Source organism: Mycobacterium sp., from assembly GCF_965230835.1.
Taxonomy (GTDB): Bacteria; Actinomycetota; Actinomycetes; order Mycobacteriales; family Mycobacteriaceae; genus Mycobacterium.
The window spans coordinates 2,738,354-2,760,804 of the sequence record NZ_CBDDLW010000002.1; the positions used below are offsets into that span (position 1 = coordinate 2,738,354).

Annotated in this window: 23 protein-coding genes; 20 read left to right on the plus strand and 3 right to left on the minus strand. The window is 63.2% G+C overall.

Going from position 1 to position 22,451, the window contains the following annotated elements; genetic code table 11:
- The first annotated feature begins 79 nt into the window (after positions 1-79).
- The 4 genes from dacB to hpt are packed head-to-tail and all read left to right on the plus strand — an operon-like array spanning position 80 to position 4,129.
- A complete protein-coding gene (gene dacB / locus ACO07W_RS12985) occupies positions 80-1,465 on the plus strand; it encodes a D-alanyl-D-alanine carboxypeptidase/D-alanyl-D-alanine endopeptidase (RefSeq protein WP_421843715.1) in 1,386 nt (461 codons plus the stop codon).
- A complete protein-coding gene (locus tag ACO07W_RS12990) occupies positions 1,462-2,523 on the plus strand; it encodes a zinc-dependent metalloprotease (RefSeq protein WP_421843717.1) in 1,062 nt (353 codons plus the stop codon). The genes dacB and ACO07W_RS12990 overlap by 4 nt, the downstream gene beginning before the upstream one ends.
- Entirely contained in the window at positions 2,502-3,488 is a 987-nt protein-coding gene (tilS, locus tag ACO07W_RS12995; protein WP_421843719.1) for a tRNA lysidine(34) synthetase TilS, read from the plus strand. The genes ACO07W_RS12990 and tilS overlap by 22 nt, the downstream gene beginning before the upstream one ends.
- Entirely contained in the window at positions 3,485-4,129 is a 645-nt protein-coding gene (gene hpt / locus ACO07W_RS13000) for a hypoxanthine phosphoribosyltransferase (protein ID WP_421843721.1), read from the plus strand. Before tilS ends, hpt begins: the two co-directional genes overlap by 4 nt.
- Before the next feature lie 12 nt (positions 4,130-4,141).
- Here the strand turns inward: hpt and ACO07W_RS13005 are convergent, their stop codons facing one another.
- Positions 4,142-4,885, minus strand: coding sequence for an SIMPL domain-containing protein (locus ACO07W_RS13005; RefSeq protein ID WP_421843723.1), 744 nt, complete (start codon positions 4,883-4,885; stop codon positions 4,142-4,144).
- 545 nt (positions 4,886-5,430) lie between these two features.
- Here ACO07W_RS13005 and ACO07W_RS13010 point away from each other — a divergent pair.
- The 4 genes from ACO07W_RS13010 (at position 5,431) to ACO07W_RS13025 (ending at position 7,863) form a co-directional block, all read left to right on the plus strand.
- Complete coding sequence (locus tag ACO07W_RS13010) at positions 5,431-5,730, plus strand: PE family protein (RefSeq protein ID WP_421843725.1); 300 nt, start codon at positions 5,431-5,433, stop codon at positions 5,728-5,730.
- 9 nt (positions 5,731-5,739) lie between these two features.
- Positions 5,740-7,005 (plus strand): PPE family protein, encoded by a 1,266-nt coding sequence (locus ACO07W_RS13015; RefSeq protein WP_421845971.1) that lies wholly within the window; start codon positions 5,740-5,742, stop codon positions 7,003-7,005.
- Between the two features lie 373 nt (positions 7,006-7,378).
- Entirely contained in the window at positions 7,379-7,516 is a 138-nt protein-coding gene (locus tag ACO07W_RS13020) for a hypothetical protein (protein ID WP_421843727.1), read from the plus strand.
- Between the two features lie 38 nt (positions 7,517-7,554).
- Positions 7,555-7,863 carry a helix-turn-helix domain-containing protein gene (locus ACO07W_RS13025; protein ID WP_421845972.1) on the plus strand — a complete coding sequence of 103 codons (309 nt, stop codon included), beginning with the start codon at positions 7,555-7,557 and terminating at the stop codon, positions 7,861-7,863.
- Positions 7,864-8,198: 335 nt separating this feature from the next.
- Here ACO07W_RS13025 and ACO07W_RS13030 read toward each other — a convergent pair whose 3' ends face one another.
- Positions 8,199-9,386, minus strand: coding sequence for an LLM class flavin-dependent oxidoreductase (locus tag ACO07W_RS13030; protein ID WP_421843729.1), 1,188 nt, complete (start codon positions 9,384-9,386; stop codon positions 8,199-8,201).
- Between the two features lie 2 nt (positions 9,387-9,388).
- On the minus strand, positions 9,389-10,360 hold the full coding sequence (locus tag ACO07W_RS13035; protein ID WP_421843731.1) for an alpha/beta fold hydrolase: 972 nt from the start codon (positions 10,358-10,360) through the stop codon (positions 9,389-9,391).
- Between the two features lie 321 nt (positions 10,361-10,681).
- Between ACO07W_RS13035 and ftsH the strand changes: the two genes are divergently transcribed.
- From ftsH to lysS, 12 genes are all read left to right on the plus strand, one after another.
- On the plus strand, positions 10,682-12,964 hold the full coding sequence (gene ftsH, locus ACO07W_RS13040) for an ATP-dependent zinc metalloprotease FtsH (RefSeq protein WP_421843733.1): 2,283 nt from the start codon (positions 10,682-10,684) through the stop codon (positions 12,962-12,964).
- A 14-nt stretch (positions 12,965-12,978) separates the two neighbouring features.
- A complete protein-coding gene (gene folE / locus ACO07W_RS13045) occupies positions 12,979-13,599 on the plus strand; it encodes a GTP cyclohydrolase I FolE (RefSeq protein ID WP_421843735.1) in 621 nt (206 codons plus the stop codon).
- The gene (gene folP / locus ACO07W_RS13050; protein WP_421843737.1) at positions 13,596-14,438 is read left to right on the plus strand and encodes a dihydropteroate synthase; all 843 of its coding nucleotides are present in this window, start codon (positions 13,596-13,598) and stop codon (positions 14,436-14,438) included. Before folE ends, folP begins: the two co-directional genes overlap by 4 nt.
- Positions 14,431-14,832 (plus strand): dihydroneopterin aldolase, encoded by a 402-nt coding sequence (folB, locus tag ACO07W_RS13055; RefSeq protein ID WP_421843739.1) that lies wholly within the window; start codon positions 14,431-14,433, stop codon positions 14,830-14,832. Before folP ends, folB begins: the two co-directional genes overlap by 8 nt.
- On the plus strand, positions 14,829-15,440 hold the full coding sequence (gene folK / locus ACO07W_RS13060) for a 2-amino-4-hydroxy-6-hydroxymethyldihydropteridine diphosphokinase (protein ID WP_421843741.1): 612 nt from the start codon (positions 14,829-14,831) through the stop codon (positions 15,438-15,440). Before folB ends, folK begins: the two co-directional genes overlap by 4 nt.
- Positions 15,418-15,894, plus strand: a complete 477-nt coding sequence (locus ACO07W_RS13065) for a DUF3180 domain-containing protein (protein WP_421843743.1) — start codon at positions 15,418-15,420, stop codon at positions 15,892-15,894. Before folK ends, ACO07W_RS13065 begins: the two co-directional genes overlap by 23 nt.
- 159 nt (positions 15,895-16,053) lie before the next feature.
- Positions 16,054-17,550, plus strand: coding sequence for a DUF6779 domain-containing protein (locus tag ACO07W_RS13070; protein WP_421843745.1), 1,497 nt, complete (start codon positions 16,054-16,056; stop codon positions 17,548-17,550).
- Positions 17,551-17,649: 99 nt separating this feature from the next.
- Complete coding sequence (locus ACO07W_RS13075; RefSeq protein ID WP_421843747.1) at positions 17,650-18,561, plus strand: Rossmann-like and DUF2520 domain-containing protein; 912 nt, start codon at positions 17,650-17,652, stop codon at positions 18,559-18,561.
- Entirely contained in the window at positions 18,558-19,526 is a 969-nt protein-coding gene (gene panC, locus ACO07W_RS13080) for a pantoate--beta-alanine ligase (protein ID WP_421843749.1), read from the plus strand. The genes ACO07W_RS13075 and panC overlap by 4 nt, the downstream gene beginning before the upstream one ends.
- Positions 19,526-19,945, plus strand: coding sequence for an aspartate 1-decarboxylase (gene panD / locus ACO07W_RS13085; protein WP_421843751.1), 420 nt, complete (start codon positions 19,526-19,528; stop codon positions 19,943-19,945). The genes panC and panD overlap by 1 nt, the downstream gene beginning before the upstream one ends.
- Before the next feature lie 2 nt (positions 19,946-19,947).
- On the plus strand, positions 19,948-20,772 hold the full coding sequence (locus ACO07W_RS13090; RefSeq protein WP_421843753.1) for a type III pantothenate kinase: 825 nt from the start codon (positions 19,948-19,950) through the stop codon (positions 20,770-20,772).
- A gap of 163 nt (positions 20,773-20,935) precedes the next feature.
- A complete protein-coding gene (gene lysS, locus ACO07W_RS13095; RefSeq protein ID WP_421843755.1) occupies positions 20,936-22,438 on the plus strand; it encodes a lysine--tRNA ligase in 1,503 nt (500 codons plus the stop codon).
- Positions 22,439-22,451 lie beyond the last annotated feature (13 nt).

Here is a 22,451-nt window from a genome sequence, read left to right on the forward strand (position 1 = left end):
TTGCCCTGAACGGTTGCCGATCGCATGGGTCGGCCGACTAGCTGGTTCGGCAGAATGGGACCGGACAGACAGGAGGATCATGGGTCCCACCCGCTGGCAAAGGTCCACCCACGTTTACGTCGGGGCGGGCGTGCTGGCGCTTGTCGTCGCCATTGTGGCCGCGGCGGCGTTTTTCACCACGGGGCGTCGCACCGTCGGGGCGCGCCCACCGGTACCGCCGCCACGGCCGCCCACGGTAGAACCCGGGGTGATCCCGGTGGCCGACACTGCCGCGACACCCAGCCCCAGCGGCGTGGCGGCAGTGTTGAAGTCGGTCGCAGCCGATCCAAATCTGGGCAGTTTGGGAGCCAGGGTCACCGACGCTTTGACCGGAGAAGAACTATGGCGTCAGCTTGATGACGTGCCGTTGGTGCCAGCGTCGACAAACAAAATCCTGACGGCCGCGGCGGCGTTGTTGACCCTGGACCGCCAGGCCCGGATCAGTACGAGGGTGGTGGCTGCCGGCCGGAACGCTCAGGGCCCGGTAGTGCTGGTGGGTGCCGGAGATCCGACGTTGTCGGCCGCGCCACCGGAGCAGGAAACCTGGTATCGGGGCGCGGCACGCATCAGTGACCTTGTTGAACAGATTCGGCGCAGTGGCGTGACGCCGACGGCGGTTCAGGTCGATATTTCGGCGTTCAGTGGTCCGACGATGGCACCGGGATGGGATCCGGCTGATGTCGACAATGGCGACATTGCGCCGATCCAGGCGGCAATGATCGATGCTGGGCGTATCCAGCCGACGACTGTCAACTCACGAAGGTCGCGCACCCCGGCCCTTGATGCCGGACAGCAGCTGGCCTTGGGCCTTGGCCTCGATCCCAAGAAGGTGACGATAGGCACCGCGCCGGTTGGCGCGCGGCAGTTGGCGGTGGTGCAGTCCGCGCCTTTGATCCAACGGCTGTCCCAGATGATGAACGCGTCAGACAATGTGCTGGCTGAATGCGTCGGAAGGGAGGTGGCGGCCGCCATAAACCGGCCGCAGAGTTTTTCCGGCGCCGTTGACGCTGTGACAAATAGGTTGAGCACCCTGCATATCGATATCGCTGGTGCTGCCTTGGTGGATTCCAGCGGGCTGTCGATGAACGATCGTCTGACGGCCAAGACGCTGAATGACGCGGTGCAGGCCGCGGCAGGACCGGACCAGCCCGCGTTGCGCTCGCTGCTGGATTTGCTACCGATCGCTGGCGGTAGCGGCACACTTGGCGAACGTTTTCTCGACCGGGCCACCTACGAGGGCCCGGCCGGATGGTTGCGGGCTAAGACCGGCTCGCTGAGCCGTATCAACGCATTGGTCGGTGTGGTCACTGACCGTAGCGGTCGGGTGCTCAGCTTCGCGTTCATCTCAAACGACGCCGGGCTGAACGGCCGCAAGGCGCTGGACGCCTTGGCGACCAAGCTGTGGTCTTGCGGGTGTACCACGTGACCGGACCGACGGAGATCACCCTGGGGAATGCGGTGGACTGGCGGTTTGCAGCCAGCATCGGAGCATGGCTGGCTCGCCCGGCTCCGCCGTCCACCGAATACACCCGCAGTCAGGTGATCGACGAGTTGATGGGCGCTGCGGAGAAGGCAGAACCACCGGTGCGCGACGTCACTGGCCTGGTCACTGGCGGACGGGTGCCGCCCGCTCGCGTCGTGGACCGGCCGGCTTGGATTCGGGCGGCAGCCGAATCAATGCGGACGATGACGAACGGCGGTGACAAGCCACGCGGATTTCTCACCGGTCGAATCACGGGCGCGCAGGCGGGTGCTGTGCTCGCGTATGTGGCATCCGGGATTCTGGGTCAGTATGACCCGTTCGGTGAGGCTGAAAATGGTTGCTTGCTGCTGGTGTATCCCAACGTCATCGCTGTTGAGCGCCAGCTTAAGGTCAAGCCGTCCGATTTCCGTTTGTGGGTGTGCCTACACGAGGTGACTCACCGGGTCCAGTTCAGGGCTAATCCATGGTTGGCCGAATACATGTCGCGCGCGTTGGGCCTGCTGGTCCAGGAACCCGGCGACGATCTAGGCCAAGTGATGAGTCGACTCGCGGACTTCGCTCGCTCCAGAGGCAATCGGGCGGCGGCCGCAGACGATTCCAGCATCCATCCAGCTGGGATCCTCGGTCTGGTTCGTGCGGTGCAATCCGAACCGCAACGCATCGCTCTGGATCAGCTCTTGGTGCTCGGCACTTTGCTAGAGGGGCACGCAGAGCACGTGATGGATGCTGTCGGACCGGTAGTGGTGCCGTCGGTGGCCACCATCCGCAGCCGATTCGACGACCGCCGTAACCGCAGGCAACCCCCATTTCAGCGGCTGATGCGCGCGTTGTTGGGTTTTGACGCCAAGCTCAGCCAGTACACCCGCGGAAAAGCGTTCGTCGACGACGTGGTGGACCGGGTCGGTATGCGGCGATTCAACGCGATTTGGTCGGGTCCCGAAACGTTGCCTTTGCCGGCCGAGATCGAAGACCCGCGGCGATGGATCGACAGAGTGCTGTAGCGCAGCTGCGCACGGCTGTCAGCGGGTTCGCCAAGGCGTATCTCGACACCGCCGACCGATGGTGTGTGGGGTGCTCGGGCGGTTCGGACTCATTGGCGCTTACCGCCGTCGCGGCGCACGTGCTGCCCACCACGGCGTTGATCGTGGACCACGGTCTGCAGTCCGGTTCGGCTGCGGTCGCCGAAACAGCGCGAGTGCAAGCTATGTCGTTGGGATGCGTTGATGCACGAGTGCTTTGCGTTCAGGTGGATAGCCGGTCCGGTGGCAAAGCAGGTGGCTTGGAGGCTGCGGCGCGCAAGGCTCGGTACGCGGCATTGGATGCCAGCCGCGAAGGTCCGGTGCTCTTGGCCCACACGCTTGACGATCAAGCCGAGACGGTGTTGCTGGGGCTCAGCCGTGGTTCTGGGGCACGCTCGATCGCCGGAATGCGGCCGAATGATCCGCCCTGGTGTCGACCGTTGTTGGGTGTGCGGCGCAGCGTGACTCACGCTGCCTGCAGAGAGCTGGGGCTGACGGCCTGGCAAGACCCACACAACGCCGATCGCCGTTTCACCCGGACTCGGTTGCGTTTGGAAGTGCTGCCAATGCTGGAGGACGTGCTCGGCGGCGGCGTGGCGGAGGCTTTGGCGCGAACCGCGACGGCGTTGCGTGCGGACAACGAGTTGATTGACACGATCGCCACTCAGGCGCTGCCGGAGGCGCTTGTTCCTGGGGCTGATGGCTACGGGTTGAACACCAAGGTGTTGGCCGCGCTGCCAGACCCGGTGCGTCGCCGTGTGATTCGGGCCTGGCTGCTGGCCGGCGGCGCGACCGGACTCACTGATAAGCAGATTCGCGGCGTGGACATTCTGGTTGTCGGGTGGCGCGGTCAGGGCGGGTTGGCGGTCGGGTCGTCGTTGCGCGGTCAGCGTTTGGTCGCAATGCGGCAGGACGGCGTACTGAGGCTGCGGCCCGAGCCCATTTGACGCCCGCGTTGGTTGTTCGCCCTGTCGCGTGGCACGCTGTGGGCGTGACCCAGCGCTCCTCGGCGATCACCCCCGGGCAGACAACCGAGCTCTATCCTGGGGATATTAAGTCGGTGCTGCTCAGCGCTGAGCAGATTCAGGCCCGAATCGCTGAGCTCGGCGAGCAAATCGGCGGCGACTATCGGGACATTTCTGCCGGCGAGGATCTGCTGTTGATCACGGTGCTGAAAGGTGCGGTGCTGTTCGTCACTGATCTAGCGCGGGCAATTCCATTGCCGACGCAGTTCGAGTTCATGGCCGTGAGTTCCTACGGGTCGTCGACTTCGTCGTCGGGGGTGGTGCGGATCCTCAAGGATCTCGATCGTGACATTCATGATCGAGACGTGTTGATCGTCGAGGACGTGGTTGACTCGGGGTTGACCCTGTCGTGGCTGTTGAGGAACCTCACGACACGGCGTCCGCGATCGCTTCGGGTGTGCACACTGTTGCGCAAACCTGATGCCGTAGGCGCCAACGTCGATATCGCCTACGTAGGCTTCGATATCCCCAACGAGTTCGTCGTGGGCTACGGGCTGGATTACGACGAGCGCTACCGTGACCTTCCCTACATTGGGATGCTTGATCCAAAGGTCTACCAGTAGGTGGCGAAGCCTTCAGTTCAGTTCCCATACTGCGGTCACCGAGAAACTCACCGTCTGTTGGCCAGGTTCGAGGGGCACCGACGACGTGTCGCGCTGTACCGGTGCCGGCCGGGCGCCCGGCGTGGGGCCGGAGACCTCCGAGATGGACAACAATGTTCCTAGACGCAGGCCGGACAGCTGTGCGTATTGTTCGGCACGGTTCTTGGCGTCTTCGAAGGCGCGGGCGCGGGCGTCCTTTACCAGCTGTGAGTCGTCGGCGATTGAGTAGCTGACTGAAGTGATTCGGGTGCCATCCCCGCCGATGTTGACGATCAGCGCGAGTGTTTGCGATGCGGTATCGGCAGGGTGGATTTTGATCTCGAGGGCGTTGTCGGCGCGATATCCGGTGATGGTGTCGCTTCCGGCGGACTCTGAGGTGCTGTACTGCGGTGCGACCGTGACAGCGGTGGTGCGGATGCTCTTGCGGTCTAGTCCGGCGCCGACCAGCGCGTCGATGATCGCTTGTTGGCGGTCATTGGTCTGGTTCATCGCGCTGGTGACATCGGGCTCGGTGAACTCGATACCGATGTCGGCGGTCAAAGTGTCGGGTACACCCTGGACTTGTCCTGATCCGAAGACCGTAACCTGGCGTGGGTCGCGGCCTGCTGTCGCCGAATTGTCCGAATCGCACCCCGACAAGGATGCGATGGCCAGGGCGGCGGTGATCAATGCGACTGACGTGCGGACAAATCTGGGTGCGCTCCATGCGATCGGCATGGTTGGCACCTTAGTGGCCGGAAGGCGCGATCAGCCGTCAGTTGGTGCGCCTGTGCTGGCCTCCACCGGATGCCTCTCGAAACATGTCGCGGAGGTTACGCCGAGTATGCGTAAGTATTGCCTCGTTGCCACTCAACGTTCACTCGCTGGTTAGGTTTTCGCTGGTGGCCGGCCTGGCGGGTCGGTTAGATGGCTACGGCGCATCGGGCTTCCCGGGGAGGGGAAACGGTCTGCATTGTTGTGGCTTCGACGGTGCCGCGACCGGGTGACGCAAGTGCATGACTGTTGCAGCAGATGCATGAAACATGCGTTCGATACCTATTAGAGCTGTTTAACGCACCAATACCACGAAAGATGCATCATCTAAGCAACAAATGAATAAATGATGCGTTAAGAAAACAGTTGCTAACTCTGTTGTGAACAGTTGGAAAGACTGCTGTGCGGCCCGGCGGCGACGCCTACCGTGGCTCCCGGTCGGTTTTCGGTGGAGCGAATGGACCGCTGAAAGCTGTTGCCAACAAACGCTATTGGAGGAGGCAAGCAATATGTCGATCGTGATTGCGCAGCCAGAGATACTGGCCGCAGCCACCGGGGATTTGCACGGCATCACGGCCACGATGAGGGCCGGATCTGCGGCCGCTGCAGGCCCGACGACGGGAGTGGTTCCTGCGGCTGCCGATGTGGTGTCGATGTTGACCGCCACGCAGTTCGCCGCGCACGCACAGCTGTTTCAGTCGGTCAGCGCTCAGGCGGCAGCAGTGCAAGACATGTTGGCGACCACGCTGGGCGTCAGCGCAGGTTCATACGCGGCTACCGAGGCCGCCAACGCGACTGCGTGCGGTTAGGCCGGGGGGATCATGGATTTCGGGATATTGCCGCCGGAGGTCAATTCCGGGTTGATGTACTCGGGGCCTGGCGCGGGGCCGATGATGGCCGCTGCGGCGGGCTGGGAGAATTTGGCCAGTGAGTTGAGTTCCATATCGGCCTCCTACAGCTCGGTCGTGACGGGCCTGACCAGCGGACCATGGCTGGGACCGGCCTCGGCGCACCTGGCGGCAGCGGCCGCGCCGCACCTTGCGTGGCTGAGCAACGCGGCCCTGCAGGCGGAAGAAGCCGGCGCCCAGGCCGCTGCGGCGGCGGGCGCTTATGAGGCGGCGTTTGCCACGACGGTGCCACCGGCGGTGGTGGCGGCGAACCGGGCGTTGTTGATGGAGCTGCTGGCGACAAACGTTTTTGGTCAGAACACCCCGGCGATCGCGGCAACCGAAGCGCAGTATGCCGAGATGTGGGCTCAAGACGCCGCGGCGATGTACGGCTATGCCGGTGCATCGGCGGCGGCGTCAACGTTGACACCGTTTACCGAGCCCGCACCGGCAACCAGCTCAAGCGGGTTGGTCAGCCAGGCGGCCGCGGTCTCTCAAGCGGCCGGTAGCGCCGCTGCTACCAACGTGCAGGGTTTGTCACAGCTGACCACGGGGATGCCAGCCACGCTCAACAGCCTGGCAGCGGCGACGCCGTGGGGATCGCTGCAGGCAATCACTGACGCACTTGGTCTTACCGGGCACACCTTGAACGAAGGCGGCACCGGAATTGTCGTAGGTGGAGTGCTTGGCGACTTAGTGGAGGCTTTCACCGGGTCGTCAACTTTGGATGCCGGCACGCTCAATGATTTGTTTTTGAGATACATCTCGCCCAGCCGACTTTTGATCACTGAGTTCAAGGACATCGTGGGCCTCGCCCATGAGCCGGAGAAGCTGATATCCGCTGCCGCGAAGGCGGCTGAGGGGGCCGCCAAGGCTGTGCCGGCGGCAGCTGTCGAGGCCGTCGAGGGTGCCGGCTTGGCGGGCGGCGGCGGAATTGCAAGCGCTGTGGGTAGGGCCGCCTCGCTCGGAGGGCTCTCGGTTCCGGCGAGCTGGGTGAGTGCGGCCCCGGCGGCAAGCCCGGCCGCAGCGTCTCTGGTCAGCAGCGTGACCCCGGCGGCTGCGGCTGCTGAAGCCGGCACGCATACGATGGGTGGAGTGCCGTTCATGGGTGGGGCCGGGCGCGGGATGAGCTCCTTCGCCGCACCCCGATACGGTGTCAAGCTGACGGTTATGCCGCAGCTGCCTGTGGGTGGCTGACGTAACCGGTGTTGTTGCGCCGCTTTTCGGAGTCGGCGACCAATAGTGCTTGCGATGGCCGGTAAGCCGGCCATCGCAAGCACCGCCGCCAGTGCTCCATTCCTGGCGGCTCCTCCCGTCTGGTTGGCTCAGCATGCGACAGACCAGCCGGATTTCTCACGTTCTGCCGCCTATCGGCCCGAGGGCGTAGTAAACGATTCAATGTGTCGTCTGAAGAAAGCTCTGCGCCACAGCAGTGGTGGCGTTTGCTGTGGTCGGCGCCTAGCGGACAGATTTGTGGGAATATCCTGTGAGTTTGTTTCATGTCCAACGTTTTTAGAAAAATTTGGTGTCTGATTGAGACATCAATTTCGGCCCAGGGAGGTGGATGGCGATGCCCCAGCAAGCACGGCTTAGCGGCGTGGTTGGGCGGGTGTCGCGGCCGTCGTGTGTGCTCGCGAGTCAGCCGAGATTCGATGCGCTTTCGACGATTGTCGGGCGCGGGCGTGCGGACGGATGGGAGTTGCGGTGACAAAAGTTGTTGGCTACCAGTGGCATCTGCGGCTGCGTATGGCCGAGCAGGGCATGTTTGCCACCACAGATCTCGGTCCGCTGCTGGCCGCGCGGGGAGTGGAGCTATCGCGGGAGCAGGTCTATCGGTTGGCAGCGGGAACGCCGCAGCGTTTGTCGCTGCAGACGCTTGCCGCGTTGTGTGACATCTTGAACTGCACTCCATCGGATTTGGTCGAGGCAGTGGTCGAGCCCGAATCGCGTAGCAAGCGCACCGTCAGTTCGAAATCACGCTCAAGGCGGAATATTTCGCGCAACCTGCGGCCTGGAAATGTCCCCGTCGTTGCCGATGTGCGGAAGTCGGGGTGAAACCCCGCCGCTGTCGGGGTTTATCCGGTCGATGAATTTGCAAGCGTCTGGCTAATCATCGGTGGATGTCACGGTTTCTTTGGTGCCGATAGTTGTGACATTCACCTTTTGGATACCACCCGCTGTGTGAATTTGGCTGCCGCCGCTGCGCATTTGGTCGCCTGTTGAGTGCTCAGCGGCATTCGCCTACAGGTTCTTCGGGGTCACGGTGGGAGGCGGAGAGCTGCCAGGATCTCCGGGTAGCTCGAATGTGGCGCGCTGGCCCCGTTCGGGATTCGGGTGGGGACCTCCTCGCGAACCGGCTCTGCGCACATTCGGCAGTTCCGCGGCGCGCATCAGTTGCCGCGGCCCGTGTCATCGTCGACATGTTCGGTGATGGCTTTCACAACCGCCTCGCCGGCGCGGCCGATCAATTTCTCGCGGTTGTCCTTGGCCCAGCTGTGCGACAAGCGTGGTGCGTTAAGTTGTCCTTTGAAATGTGGAATCACCTTGCGCGCGAACAAATCGTAGGAGTGAAACGTCGCTTGCGGGGAGGCCCAGTCATGGCCGAGCAACAGGAGCGTCCCGAATCCGCCTGACCGGGCCAGAAGGTCTTCGATGTGTGTGATCGCGTCGTTGGGTGTGCCGATACAGCAGTTTCCTTTGGCGGCGTATTCTTCGACGAAATCTCGAGGTGCCTTGGTGTCATTCACCGTGTTGGCCAGCGGAACAAATCCGGCCGCACCAAAGTAGTTGGCGAAGTCGTTAAGCCCGTAGGTGCAGTCGTCGACGGCCTGGTCGCGACTATCCGACAGATGCATGATGCTCAGCACGCGCCAGTGAGCGCGGTCGGGCGCTTCCCGGCCGGCTTTGTCGGCTTGTTCGCAGACGATCCCCCAGGCGTTCTCCAGCGCCGCGTAGCCCCCGGGCACTGACATCGACAGTGACAGCAGAGATGTGCCCAGCGCCCCGGCTAGCCGCGGCCCAGCCGGCGAAATCATCGCAGCAGTAGAAATCTCTGGATATGGCCAGGTGTAGGGGCGGATATGCAATTGTGCGTCGCGCAACGTGAACCAGTCGGAGTGACGGTCTGTACGTTCTTCGGGGGTGGCCCGGAAGAGAGCAAGGATCGCCTCGAGTGACTCTTGCATCATTCGCCGCTGCTCGACCGGGTCGATCCCCATCATGTAGGCATCCGAAGGCAGTGCGCCGGGACCGACGCCGAACATGGTTCGGCCGCGGGTCAGATGATCCAGTAACACCCAGCGGTCTGCCACCATCAGCGGGTGATGGTAGGGCAGCGATACCACGCCGGTCCCGAGCCAGATGTGCTTGGTTCGCTCTGCGGCGGCCGCTATGAACACTTCTGGGCAGGCGATCAGCTCATAGCCGCCGGAGTGGTGTTCGCCGAACCACGCTTCGTCGAAACCGAGACGGTCGAGGGCAACCACACGCTCCATGTCGTATTCCAGCGCCACCGTCGGGGATTGACCGGTGGGATGAAACGGTGTGATGAATACGCCGAAACGCATCGGCGCTGCCATGACTATGTCAACCCACCGAGGAACTCCAACAGGGCTGTGTTCACCTCGTCGGGACGTTCCTGCTGTAGCCAGTGTCCGGCGCCGTCGATCATCACGGTGCGATACGGCCCGACGAGGACCTCCGAAGCGCGATCGGCCCGGGTGAATGACAACCCGGGATCGGCTGTCCCGGCAATGAATAGCGACGGTGCAGAGGTCGTGGCGCCAGCGAGTTCAGCCGTGGTCTCCCAGTTGCGGTCAAAATTGCGATACCAGTTCAGGCCGCCGGTGAATCCTGTCCGGGTGAATTCGCGAATGTAGTGGTCGAGTTCGTCCTGGCTGATCCAAGGTGGCAGCTCGGCCGGCTCCGGGAGCCTATCGATCAGGCCTTCAGAGCTGGGGGCCAGCATCCGCAACGCTTCGCTCTCGTTGGCCGGTGGTTTAAGACCGCCGATCATCCGGCGCATTGTGCGAGCCGGGTCACTGTCGAGTTCGGCGTCGGCGACACCCGGCTCCTGGAAGTAAAGGATGTAGAAGAAGTTCTCGCCGAACTTTGCACGGAACGCCCGCGTCGGCGGCACTTGCGCGCGGGGCAGCACCGGAACGCTCAAGGTGGCGATCGCGGCGACCCGTTCGGGGTGGAGCAACGGCGCATTACCCACCACGACGGCGCCCCAGTCGTGCCCAATCCAGACTGCTCGCTCGACGCCGACATCGTCGAGCAGACCGACTAGGTCGGCAGTCAAGTGGTGAATGTCATAGGCCTCGATCGCTTCTGGGCGAGACGAGCCGCCATAGCCGCGCTGATCTGGAGCCAGAACGTGATAGCCGGCCTCGGCCAGCGCCGGGATCTGGTGCCGCCAGGAGAAGGCTAGTTCGGGGAATCCGTGGGCCAGGATCACCACGGGTGCGCCGCGGTCCCCCGCTTCGATCACCCGTAGCTGCACACCATTGGTATCGACTAGCCGTTCGGTCCCGTAAATACGTGAAGGCATCATCTCACCAAATCACAACCGCAACTCACTGAGAAGGGGTTGGCGCACATGGCGATTACGTTGGGCCCGGGCTAGGCGGGGGACGGGCCAACGCGGCTGCGGTTGTTCAGCGTCGTGCCTGTGCGCGTTGGCATTGGGAGCGTGTTCGCCGTCGTTTGCAGGCTCGTCGGGAACTGCCACTCGTTGGTCTAGACAAGTATCAGGTATGGCGGGCGACCCGCTGCGCCCGCCTCGGCCGAGCTGACGATGGCCACTGGCGGTAGCCTGGACTTTTCCAGCTGCGTGTATCGGGAAGGACCTGGCCGGCACGGCCGATGATTGATGAACCAGAAAAACGTGATCCGCACCATTACGGCGATCGCCGTGGTGGTGCTGCTCGGCTGGTCGTTCTTCTACTTCAGCGACGACACCCGTGGCTACAAACCAGTCGACACCTCCGTAGCGCTGGCGCAGATCAACGATGACAACGTCAAGAGCGCGCAGATCGACGATCGCGAGCAGCGGCTGCGGTTGACCTTGAAGAAGAGCAGCGACGCCACGGGCGGATCCGACAAGGTCATTACCAAATACCCCACCGGATACGCCGTCGATCTGTTCAACGCGCTCAGCGCGAAGAAGGCCAAGGTCAGCACCGTCGTCAACCAAGGCAGCATCTTTGGCGAACTGCTGATATACCTGCTACCGCTGCTGCTCCTGGTGGGCTTGTTTGTCATGTTCTCCCGGATGCAGGGCGGCGCCCGGATGGGCTTTGGGTTCGGAAAGTCGCGCGCCAAGCAGCTATCGAAGGACATGCCCAAGACCACTTTCGCCGACGTTGCGGGCGTCGACGAAGCGGTCGAGGAACTCTACGAGATCAAGGACTTCCTGCAGAATCCGTCGCGCTACCAGGCGCTCGGTGCCAAGATCCCCAAAGGGGTGCTGCTCTACGGCCCGCCGGGCACGGGTAAGACGCTGCTGGCCCGCGCAGTAGCGGGGGAGGCCGGCGTTCCCTTCTTCACTATCTCTGGCTCAGATTTCGTCGAGATGTTCGTCGGCGTCGGTGCCTCACGCGTCCGCGACCTGTTTGAGCAGGCCAAGCAGAACAGCCCGTGCATCATCTTCGTCGACGAGATCGACGCCGTTGGGCGTCAGCGCGGCGCGGGCTTGGGCGGTGGTCACGATGAGCGGGAGCAGACCCTCAATCAGCTGCTTGTCGAGATGGACGGTTTCGGCGATCGAGCTGGCGTCATTTTGATCGCCGCGACAAACAGGCCTGACATCTTGGACCCGGCATTGCTGCGGCCGGGCCGCTTTGACCGGCAGATACCGGTTTCCACCCCGGACCTGGCAGGCCGTCGCGCCGTGCTCAAGGTGCATTCGAAGGGCAAGCCGATCGCCCCAGACGCAGATCTTGACGGGCTCGCCAAGCGCACTGTCGGTATGAGCGGCGCAGATTTGGCCAACGTCATTAACGAGTCGGCGCTGTTGACTGCCCGAGAAAACAGCACGGTGATCACCGGTCCTGCCCTGGAGGAGGCGGTGGACCGAGTGATTGGCGGGCCGCGGCGGAAGGGCCGGATAATCAGCGAGCAGGAGAAGAAGATCACCGCCTACCACGAAGGTGGGCACACGCTGGCGGCTTGGGCGATGCCCGACATAGACCCGGTTTACAAGGTGACGATCCTGGCCCGCGGGCGAACTGGTGGGCACGCGGTGGCGGTGCCAGAGGAAGACAAGAGCCTGCGCACCCGCTCGGAGATGATCGCGCAACTGGTGTTTGCGATGGGCGGCCGCGCCGCCGAGGAACTGGTGTTCCGTGAGCCGACTACCGGCGCTGTCTCAGACATCGAGCAAGCCACCAAGGTCGCCCGCTCGATGGTCACCGAATTTGGAATGAGTTCCAAACTCGGCGCGGTCAAGTACGGCACCGAACACGGCGATCCGTTCCTCGGGCGCACCATGGGCACGCAACCGGACTATTCGCACGAGGTTGCCCGCGAAATCGACGAGGAGGTCCGCAAGCTTATCGAGGCGGCGCACACCGAGGCGTGGGAGATCCTCACCGAATACCGCGAGGTGCTCGACGCTCTCGCCGGCGAGCTGCTGGAAAAAGAGACCTTGCACCGGCCGGAACTCGAGGGCATCTTCGCCGGCGTCGAAAAGCGGCCTCGCCTCACTATGTTCGATGACTTCGGTGGCCGGATTCCGTCAGATAAGCCGCCTATCAAGACACCTGGCGAACTGGCGATTGAGCGTGGCGAGCCCTGGCCTCAGCCGACTCCGGAGCCGGCGTTCAAGGCAGCGATCGCAGAGGCCACCCAAGCAGCTCAGGCGGCACAATCGGGGGCGGATCTAGCCGGACAGGGCGGGAACGGTTCCCGCGGGACTGCCGGGGGCCACGAGCCCAGCAATCATCGGTATGGTGCCACTCAGCCCGATTACGGAGCCCCGATCGGTTGGCATGCGCCCGGATGGCCGCCGCCGACGCCCGAGCGTCCGCCCACTCGACCAGAGCCTGCACCAAGCTATCCAAGTCGGGCCGAGCCTTCCGCTCCGGATGCCGAAGAGCCATCGGGCCATGAGGACAAGGACGTGAGCCGTTCCAAACCGCCGGCCCACGGCTGACGAACGGAGGTTCGATGTCGCAGTTGGATTCGCGCCTAGATTCCGGCGGCGTAGCCATCGGACAGCGGGTATTCGATCAACCGCGTGCCGAGGCCGCCATCCGCGAGCTGCTGTACGCGATTGGCGAGGATCCGGACCGGGGTGGATTGGTGGACACTCCGGCCCGCGTCGCCCGTGCTTACCGCGAGATATTCGCCGGGCTCTACACCGATCCCGACGCGGTGCTGGACACCATGTTCGACGAGCAGCACGACGAGATGGTTATCGTCAAAGCGATCCCGCTGTACTCGACCTGTGAACATCATCTGGTGTCGTTCCACGGGGTGGCTCACATCGGCTACATTCCCGGCGACGAGGGCAAGGTAACCGGCCTGTCGAAGATCGCCCGGTTGGTAGATCTCTACGCCAAGCGGCCACAGCTGCAGGAACGGCTTACCAGCCAGATCGCGGACGCTTTGATGGTGAAACTTGATCCGCGCGGGGTGATTGTTGTCGTCGAGGCCGAGCACTTGTGCATGGCAATGCGCGGTGTACGCAAGCCAGGTGCGATCACCACGACGTCGGCAGTACGTGGCCAGTTCAAGACCGACTCTGCTTCTCGTGCCGAAGCGCTCGACCTCATCTTGCGGAAGTGAGTCCAGCGCCCGTGCGGGTTATGGGGATTCTCAATGTCACCGACGACTCGTTCTCGGACGGTGGTAGGTATGTCGATGCGGACGGAGCCGTACAGCACGGACTAACGCTGGCTGCAGAAGGCGCGGGAATTGTCGACGTCGGCGGAGAGTCGACTCGGCCAGGTGCTAGCCGGATCGACTCGAAGGTTGAGAATTTCCGTATCCAGCCTGTCGTTAAAGAGCTTGCAGCGCAAGGTATTACCGTTAGCGTCGACACCATGCATGCGGACGTGGCGCGAGCGGCTCTGCAGAACGGTGCGCAGATCATCAACGACGTGTCTGGTGGCAGGGCTGACCGAGCCATGGCACCGTTGGTGGCCGAAGCCGGGGTGCCGTGGGTATTGATGCACTGGCGCTCAGTATCGGCCGATGCGCCGCATGAGGCCCCGCATTATCGGGATGTGGTGGCCGAGGTGCGCGCAGATTTGCTTGCCAGCATCGACGACGCTGTGGCCGCGGGCGTCGACCCGGAACAGCTGATAATCGATCCAGGGCTTGGATTCGCCAAGACAGCACAAGACAATTGGGCGCTGCTGCACGCCTTGCCGGAGTTAGTGGGCCTGGGTGTCCCGGTACTCTTAGGAGCTTCTCGGAAACGTTTCCTCGGTGCGCTACTTGCCGGTCCGGATGGCGCTGTGCGCCCGCCGGAGGGACGTGAAACGGCAACTGCGGTGATCTCCGCACTGGCTGCGTCGCAAGGGGTTTGGGGCGTGCGAGTGCACGACGTGCGCGCTTCGGTGGATGCCCTCAAGGTGGTCGGGGCGTGGATGCACACTGAACTGGATGGATGTGATGGCTGACCGAATAGAGTTGCGCGGTCTAACGGTCCGTGGCCGGCACGGGGTTTACGACCACGAGCGAGTCAACGGGCAGGATTTTGTTGTCGACATCACCGTGTGGATCGATTTGGCGGCTGCTGCCGCCAGCGATGATCTGGTTGATACCTATGACTACGACACTCTTGCCAACCGGGCGGCCGCCACAATTGCCGGAGTCCCGCGGAACCTGATTGAGACCGTCGGGACCGAGATCGCCGAACAGGTGATGGGCGACGAGCGGGTGCACGCCGTTGAGGTGACTGTGCATAAACCGCAGGCCCAGATTCCGCAGACAGTCAGCGATGTAGCGGTGGTGATCCGGCGTTCGAGGCGCGGCGGTCGCGGGTCAGTAGTCCCAGCGGGCGGTCCGGCATGACGAGGGTAGTGCTATCGATCGGTTCCAACCTGGGGGACCGCTTGGCGCGTCTGCAGTCGGTCGTAGACGGCCTCGGGGATGCGCTGGTGGCCGTGTCTCCGGTGTATGAGACTGCCCCTTGGGGGGGTGTGGAGCAGGGGCCGTTCCTCAACGCCGTGCTGATTGCCGAAGACTCGGCGCGTGACGGGCACTCCTGGCTGCGCCGCGCGCAGGAGTTCGAACAGGCATCCGGCCGGGTCCGCGATGAGCGTTGGGGCCCGCGCACTTTGGATGTTGATCTGATCGCCTGTCACCAGATTTCACCCGAAGGCACGAATGGCCCGGCCGGGCGAATCGAGTTGATCGAGCGTGATAGCAAACTGACACTCCCACACCCGATGGCGCACCTACGGGCGTTCGTGCTGGTCCCGTGGTTGGCTGTGGACCCGGCGGCCGAGCTGACCGTTGCCGGGGTTCCACGACAGGTCGCCGAGCTGCTGGCCGAGTTGGAACAGGCCGACCGGGACAGTGTGCGATTGTTTCGCGCTGCGCTCAATCTGAATGGAATCCGCGACATTGCGCCGCCCGTGCCGAACCGGAAAGCTGATGGGACCGACCCGGAAGCGTGACCTGACCGCCGCGGTACTTGCCGCCGCCGTGGCAGGCCATTTGCTGGTGGTCGTGTTGTACCGGTGGTTTCCGCCCATCACCGTGTGGACCGGGTTGTCGCTGGCCGTGGTCGGTGTCGCTGAGGCGCTGTGGGCTCGCCATGTGCGCGCCAAGATCGGTGCGGGTGAGATCGGAGACGGACCTGGTTGGCTACATCCGCTGGTGGTGGCACGTAGTTTGATCGTGGCCAAAGCCTCGGCTTGGGTGGGTGCGTTGGCGCTGGGGTGGTGGACCGGAACTCTGGTGTACTTTCTGCCGCGGCGGTCATGGCTGCGGGCCGCGGCTGAGGACACCTCCGGCGCGGTGGTGGCCGTCTTCAGCGCCCTGGCATTGGTGGTTGCCGCGTTGTGGCTGCAACATTGCTGTAGGTCTCCGCGGGACCCGGCCGAGCCCGCGGAGCGTCCGGAAGCCTAGCGCGGGTCGCCGGCTGAGGTTGCTCATCGGGAGGCGACCCGGCGATGAGACTGGCGTGGGGCGCTGCCAGAGTAGGTAGCTGGGTGTAATAGGCTCGGCCTGAGAATCGCCGGACTAGCGCGGTACGTGGATTGACCTCGGCCCGGGTACAGTCAGGCCATGACCGTTCTGTCCCGCGGCGCCCGGGTCCGGCGCGGCGGCCGCAGGCCGGGTTGGTGGCTGTCCACGGCGTTGCTGGCCCTGGCGATTGGGGCCAGTTCCGCACTGGTCTTTACCAGTCGCGTCGAGCTTCTGAAGCTCGCCGTGATTCTGGCGCTGTGGGCGGCTATCGCTGGCGCGTTCGTATCGCTGCTGTATCGCCGGCAAAGCGATACAGATCAGGCGCGCGCGCGTGATTTGAAACTTGTTTATGACCTCCAGCTGGATCGCGAAATCTCGGCCCGACGTGAGTATGAGCTGACCGTGGAGTCGCGGCTGCGTCGTGAGTTGGCCTCTGAGCTGCGCACAATCGCCGCGGACGAGGTAGTGGCGCTGCGCGAGGAACTGACCGCGTTGCGAGCCAGCCTGGAAATCTTGTTCGACACCGATCTGGAGCAGCGGCCCGCATTGGCGGCGGATGCGGGCACTGCACGCGCTTTGACTGATCGGACCAAAAACGGTGAGAGTCCACCTGTCGATTGGGTAGCTAGCGATCGGATTACGACGGTACGTCGTAGCGAGGGTCCTAGCCGCGCTGACGAGGCCTCGATCATCGATGTGCCGGAGGAACCGCTGCTGCCACCGACGCGTTCGCCGCAGGTAGGAAGGCGCTCGCGGGAACCCGTCCGGATGCACCATGAGGCCCCGCAACCGAGAGTTGATCCACTCGCGGGGCAGCCTGACTATCATCAGCCAACGGCATCGCCTCCACCACCCGTTTCGCCTCCACCACCTGTGGCGCCTCCACCACCGATGACGTCTGCGCCACCTGTGGCGCCTCCACCACCGATGACGTCTGCGCCACCTGTGGCGCCCCCACCACCCGTGACGCCACCGCCACCTGTGGCGCCCCCACCACCCGTGACGCCACCGCCATCGCCGCCACCGCGGCAGCCACCACTAACGCCGCAGCCGACGCCATCGCACTGGCAGCCAGTTGCCTCAGAAGCCCAGTGGTTGCCCACCCGAGAGCCCAGCGGAAGTTGGGTAGCCGCCGAGCCGGTGAGTATGCCGGCGGCAGAGTCATCAGGCCGGCGCAGGCGCGCCCGGCATTCCAGCTCGGAGGACCAAGCGGAGAGCGTTCCGCGTCACTCCGAGTTTGCGCGACAATACAGCGAGCCCGCCCGCCCGGCGCCATCCCGGCATTCGGCGGAGTACCGCGACTACACCCAAGGCGATTCGGGAAGTGCCGAGGTCGGTGGAATGGGCGGGCCCCCCTATCTGGCGCAGTCCGGCTCACCGCCTTCTCATGCAGCTCCACCGCGACGGGCCGCGGCCGTGACGCCGGAGCCAGCCGCGCGGCATCGCAGCCCGGATTCGGAGCAGGATGACGCCGAAGGTCCCACGAGCTCCGATAGATCGGGCTCGCGGACCGGCGGTCAGTCGGTCGCCGACTTGATGGCGCGTCTGCAGGCGGAGCCGACCGGGGGAGGTCGTCGCCGTCGCCGCGACAGCTGAGCTGGGACCTGCCGGATATATCGACTACAGTCAGGGTGACCGTCCGGTACTCGCCACATGGGACTGGAACGAACCAAGAAATTTGTGAGGTCGTCTGCGATGGTGCAGTTCGACGGTTTGCGCCCGGCCAGGCTTAAAGTGGGAGTCATTTCGGCCGGCCGGGTAGGCACCGCACTAGGGGTTGCGTTGGAGCGCGCCGACCACGTGGTGGTGGCGTGTAGCGCGATTTCCCGTGCGTCGATGCAGCGGGCGCAACGCCGACTGCCCGATACCCCGGTGCTAGCTCCAACGGAGGTCGCTGCAGCGGCTGAACTGCTGCTATTGGCTGTTCCAGACGGTCAACTTGCTGGCCTGGTGTCTGGTTTGGCCGCTACCTCGGCGGTGCGGCCACAAACCATTGTGGCGCATACCTCCGGGGTCAACGGGATAGGTGTCCTCGCGCCTCTGACCCAGCAGGGCTGCATACCGCTGGCGATTCATCCGGCGATGACATTCACTGGGTCCGACGATGACATCGGTCGGCTTCCCGATACGTGTTTCGGGATCACCGCATCCGACGATGTCGGGTACGCGATTGCGCAGTCGTTGGTGCTTGAGATGGGTGGCGAGCCGTTCTGCGTGGTCGAGGATGCGCGTGTTCTCTATCACGCTGCGTTGGCCCATGCGGGCAACCACATTGTGGCCATACTGGCCGATGCTCTTGAAGCCTTGCGCGCGGCTCTGCGCTCCGGCCAGCTGCTTGGCCAGGAGTGTGTCGACGATCAGCCGGGCGGTATCGCCGAACGTGTTGTGGGACCGCTGGCGCGCGCGGCGCTAGAGAACACGCTGCAGCGTGGGCAAGCGGCGCTTACCGGGCCAGTCGCCCGTGGTGACGCAGCCACAGTCGAAGGCCATATGGCAGCGTTGGCCGCGGTAGATCCGCAACTGGCCGAGGCGTACCGGGTGACTGCGCTGCGGACCGCGCAGCGGGCGCATGCTGCTGATGAGGTCGTCGAGGTGCTGGTGCGATGAAGGCGAACCGGCCGGGTGCATTTCAGCGAAGCGAACTCAATGTCTACTCGACGCCGAGCGAGGTCTTTGACGTTGCCCGCGCGCTAAGGCACACCGGTCGTCGGGTGATGCTGGTACCGACGATGGGTGCGCTCCACGAAGGGCACCTTGCCCTGGTACGCGCGGCAAAACGCGTACCCGGCTCGGTGGTCGTGGTGTCGATCTTCGTTAATCCGCTGCAATTCGGTGCCGGAGAAGATCTTGACGCCTACCCTCGCACCGTTGAAGACGACCTGGCGCAGCTGCGCGCAGAAGGCGTTGAAATAGTGTTCACACCGACCCCCGGGGCGATGTACCCCAATGGTTTACGTACTGCTGTGCAACCCGGTCCGATGGCGGCCGAACTTGAGGGTGGCCCTCGGCCAACCCATTTCGCAGGCGTGCTCACCGTGGTGTTGAAGCTGCTGCAGATCGTGCGGCCCGACCGAGTGTTCTTCGGCGAGAAGGACTACCAACAGTTGGTGCTTGTGCGCCAGATGGTCACGGATTTGAATCTCGATGTTGTTGTCGTCGGCGTGCCGACCGTGCGGGAAGACGATGGGCTGGCGATGTCGTCGCGAAACCGATACCTAGACCCGCGGCAGCGTGAGCTGGCTAGGTCGCTCTCGGTGGCCCTGGCGGCGGGAATTCGCGCTGCGGCTGCGGGTGCGCAGGCCGTGCTCGATGAGGCTTGCGCTGTGCTCGATGCCACGCCTGATGTCGAAGTCGACTACCTGCAGCTGCGTGACGTCGAGCTGGGCCCGGCTCCAGATTTCGGGCCGGGTCGGCTGTTGGTAGCAGCAAGATTCGGCGCCACGAGGCTGCTCGATAACGTTGCGATTGAGCTTGGAGCGGCGAATGGCACCGACGGGTTCGCTGTTTTGAGTCCTGCCGAAGTCGCGCCGGATGCCGGCGCGTTTCTTGGTGAATCACATGGGAGGAAATGATGTTGCGGACGATGCTGAAGTCGAAGATCCACCGCGCTACGGTCACCCAGGCTGACTTGCACTACGTCGGTTCGGTGACTATCGACGCCGATTTGATGGACGCTGCGGACCTGCTCGAGGGCGAACAGGTGACCATCGTCGACATCGACAACGGCGCCCGCCTCATCACCTATGCGATTACCGGAGAACGCGGCAGCGGAGTGATCGGAATCAACGGTGCCGCCGCGCATCTTGTTCATCCTGGTGATCTGGTCATTCTGATCGCCTACGGAACGATGGAGGACACCGAGGCCCGGGCTTACCAGCCGCGGATTGTGTTTGTCGATGCGGACAACAAGCAGGTTGACCTGGGCCACGACCCGGCATTCGTACCCGCTGACGCGGGTGAACTGCTCGACCCCCGGATCGGTGTGCGGTAACGGTGCTGTTGGCGATCGATGTCCGCAACACCCACACTGTCGTCGGATTGTTGTCGGGGGCCAAAGAGCACGCGAAGGTCGTGCAGCAGTGGCGGATACGTACCGAGTCCGAAGCGACGGCCGACGAACTGGCGCTGACAATCGACGGGCTGATCGGTGAGGATTCCGAGCGGCTTAGTGGCGCTGCCGCCTTGTCTACGGTCCCGTCGGTACTGCACGAGGTGCGGGTCATGCTCGAGCAGTACTGGCCGGCGGTGCCGCACGTGCTGATCGAGCCCGGAGTCCGCACCGGTATTCCGCTGCTCGTGGACAATCCGAAAGAGGTAGGTGCGGACCGGATAGTGAACTGTCTGGCAGCATTTAACAAGTTCGGTAAGGCCGCTATCGTCATCGACTTCGGTTCGTCGATTTGTGTGGACGTGGTGTCGGCTAAGGGAGAATTTCTCGGCGGTGCTATCGCTCCGGGGGTGCAAGTGTCTTCAGACGCCGCGGCTGCGCGTTCCGCGGCGTTGCGTCGGGTCGAGCTGACCAGGCCCCGTTCGGTCGTTGGCAAGAACACCGTGGAATGCATGCAGGCGGGTGCGGTATTCGGTTTTGCCGGGCTGGTTGACGGCCTGGTCGGCCGTATCCGCGACAATGTGGATGGTTTCTCGGGCGAGCTAGGCGATCAGGTGGCCGTTGTCGCTACCGGCCATACTGCACCGTTGCTGCTAGCCGAGTTGCACACCGTCGACCACTACGACCAGCATCTGACTCTGCATGGCCTGCGGCTCGTCTTCGAACGCAATCGTGACGCCCAACGGAATCGGCTCAAGACGGCCCGCTGATCAGACCGCGTCACCCATGCCACGGTGGCGCGCCGAACGCGTGCAGGTTCGGCGGGCGCGTGGATTTTGGCGTCGAGCACCGGTGATGTCCTTCAGCTGAGAGCTGAAGGACGGGTGCCGCCGCTGCAGGGTGTCCGCGGGAGTTCATTTAAGCTGGCACGTCGTGAACGCCACCGACGCAGCAGACATTCCCGAGCAGTTCCGGATCCGTCGGGACAAGCGTTCTCGCCTGTTGGCACAAGGAGATGAGCCTTACCCGGTTGCCATCGAACGAACCCACAGCCTCGCTGAGATTCGCCAGGCATATCCCGATCTGCCGATCGACTTCGCGACCGACGACGTCGTCGGGGTCGCTGGTCGAGTGGTATTCGCGCGCAACACCGGGAAACTATGTTTTGCGACACTTCAAGACGGCGATGGCACCCAATTGCAGGCGATGATCAGCTTGGACAAGGTCGGTCAGGTCGCTTTGGACGGATGGAAAGCCGACGTCGATATTGGTGACATCGTCTACGTTCGCGGGACTGTGATCAATTCACGCCGTGGTGAGCTGTCCGTCCTTGCTGATTGCTGGCAGATGGCTGCCAAATCGTTGCGTCCGCTACCGGTAGCGCACAAAGAAATGAATGAAGAGTCGCGGGTTCGGCAGCGTTACGTAGACCTGATCGTTCGACCGCAAGCGCGCGCGGTGGCTCGGCAGCGAATCGGTGTCATGAGAGCCTTGCGGGCCGCTCTGGAGCGGCGCGGATTTTTGGAAGTCGAGACACCTATACTGCAGACTTTGGCCGGCGGCGCAGCAGCCCGGCCGTTCATCACACATTCGAATGCCCTCGACATCGATCTTTACCTGCGTATCGCCCCAGAACTGTTCCTCAAACGTTGTATCGTTGGTGGTTTCGACAAGGTCTTCGAAGTTAATCGAGTGTTTCGAAACGAAGGGGTCGATTCTACGCATTCGCCCGAATTCTCAATGCTGGAGACCTACCAGACGTACGCGACCTATGATGATTCGGCAGTAGTCACCCGCGAGCTTATTCAAGAGGTAGCTGACGAGGCGATCGGGACTCGACAACTACCGATGCCCGATGGCAGTTTCTACGACATCGATGGAGAATGGGCGACTATAGATATGTATTCCTCACTGTCTGATGCACTTGGTGAGGAGGTCACGCCACAGACAACGGTCGATCGCTTACGTAACATCGCTGAACAACTTGATGTGGAGATTGTCGATATCCGCGGCATTGGGCATGGCAAACTCGTCGAAGAACTCTGGGAACACACTGTGGGTAGGGCTCTGAACGAGCCCACATTCGTCAGGGATTTCCCTTTGGAGACAACGCCTTTGACACGCCAGCACCGCAGTATCCCGGGAGTGACTGAGAAGTGGGATCTCTATCTGCGCGGAATCGAACTGGCTACTGGCTACTCCGAACTCAACGACCCGGTAGTGCAGCGTGAAAGATTCGCCGACCAGGCCCGTGCCGCAGCCGCGGGAGATGATGAGGCGATGGTGCTCGATGAGGATTTTCTGACTGCGCTGGAGTATGGCATGCCGCCATGTACCGGAACTGGAATGGGTATCGATCGGTTGTTGATGTCTTTGACCGGGCTGTCAATTAAGGAGACCGTTTTGTTCCCCATTGTTCGACCCCACTCCAACTGAACTGTCTTGTTGT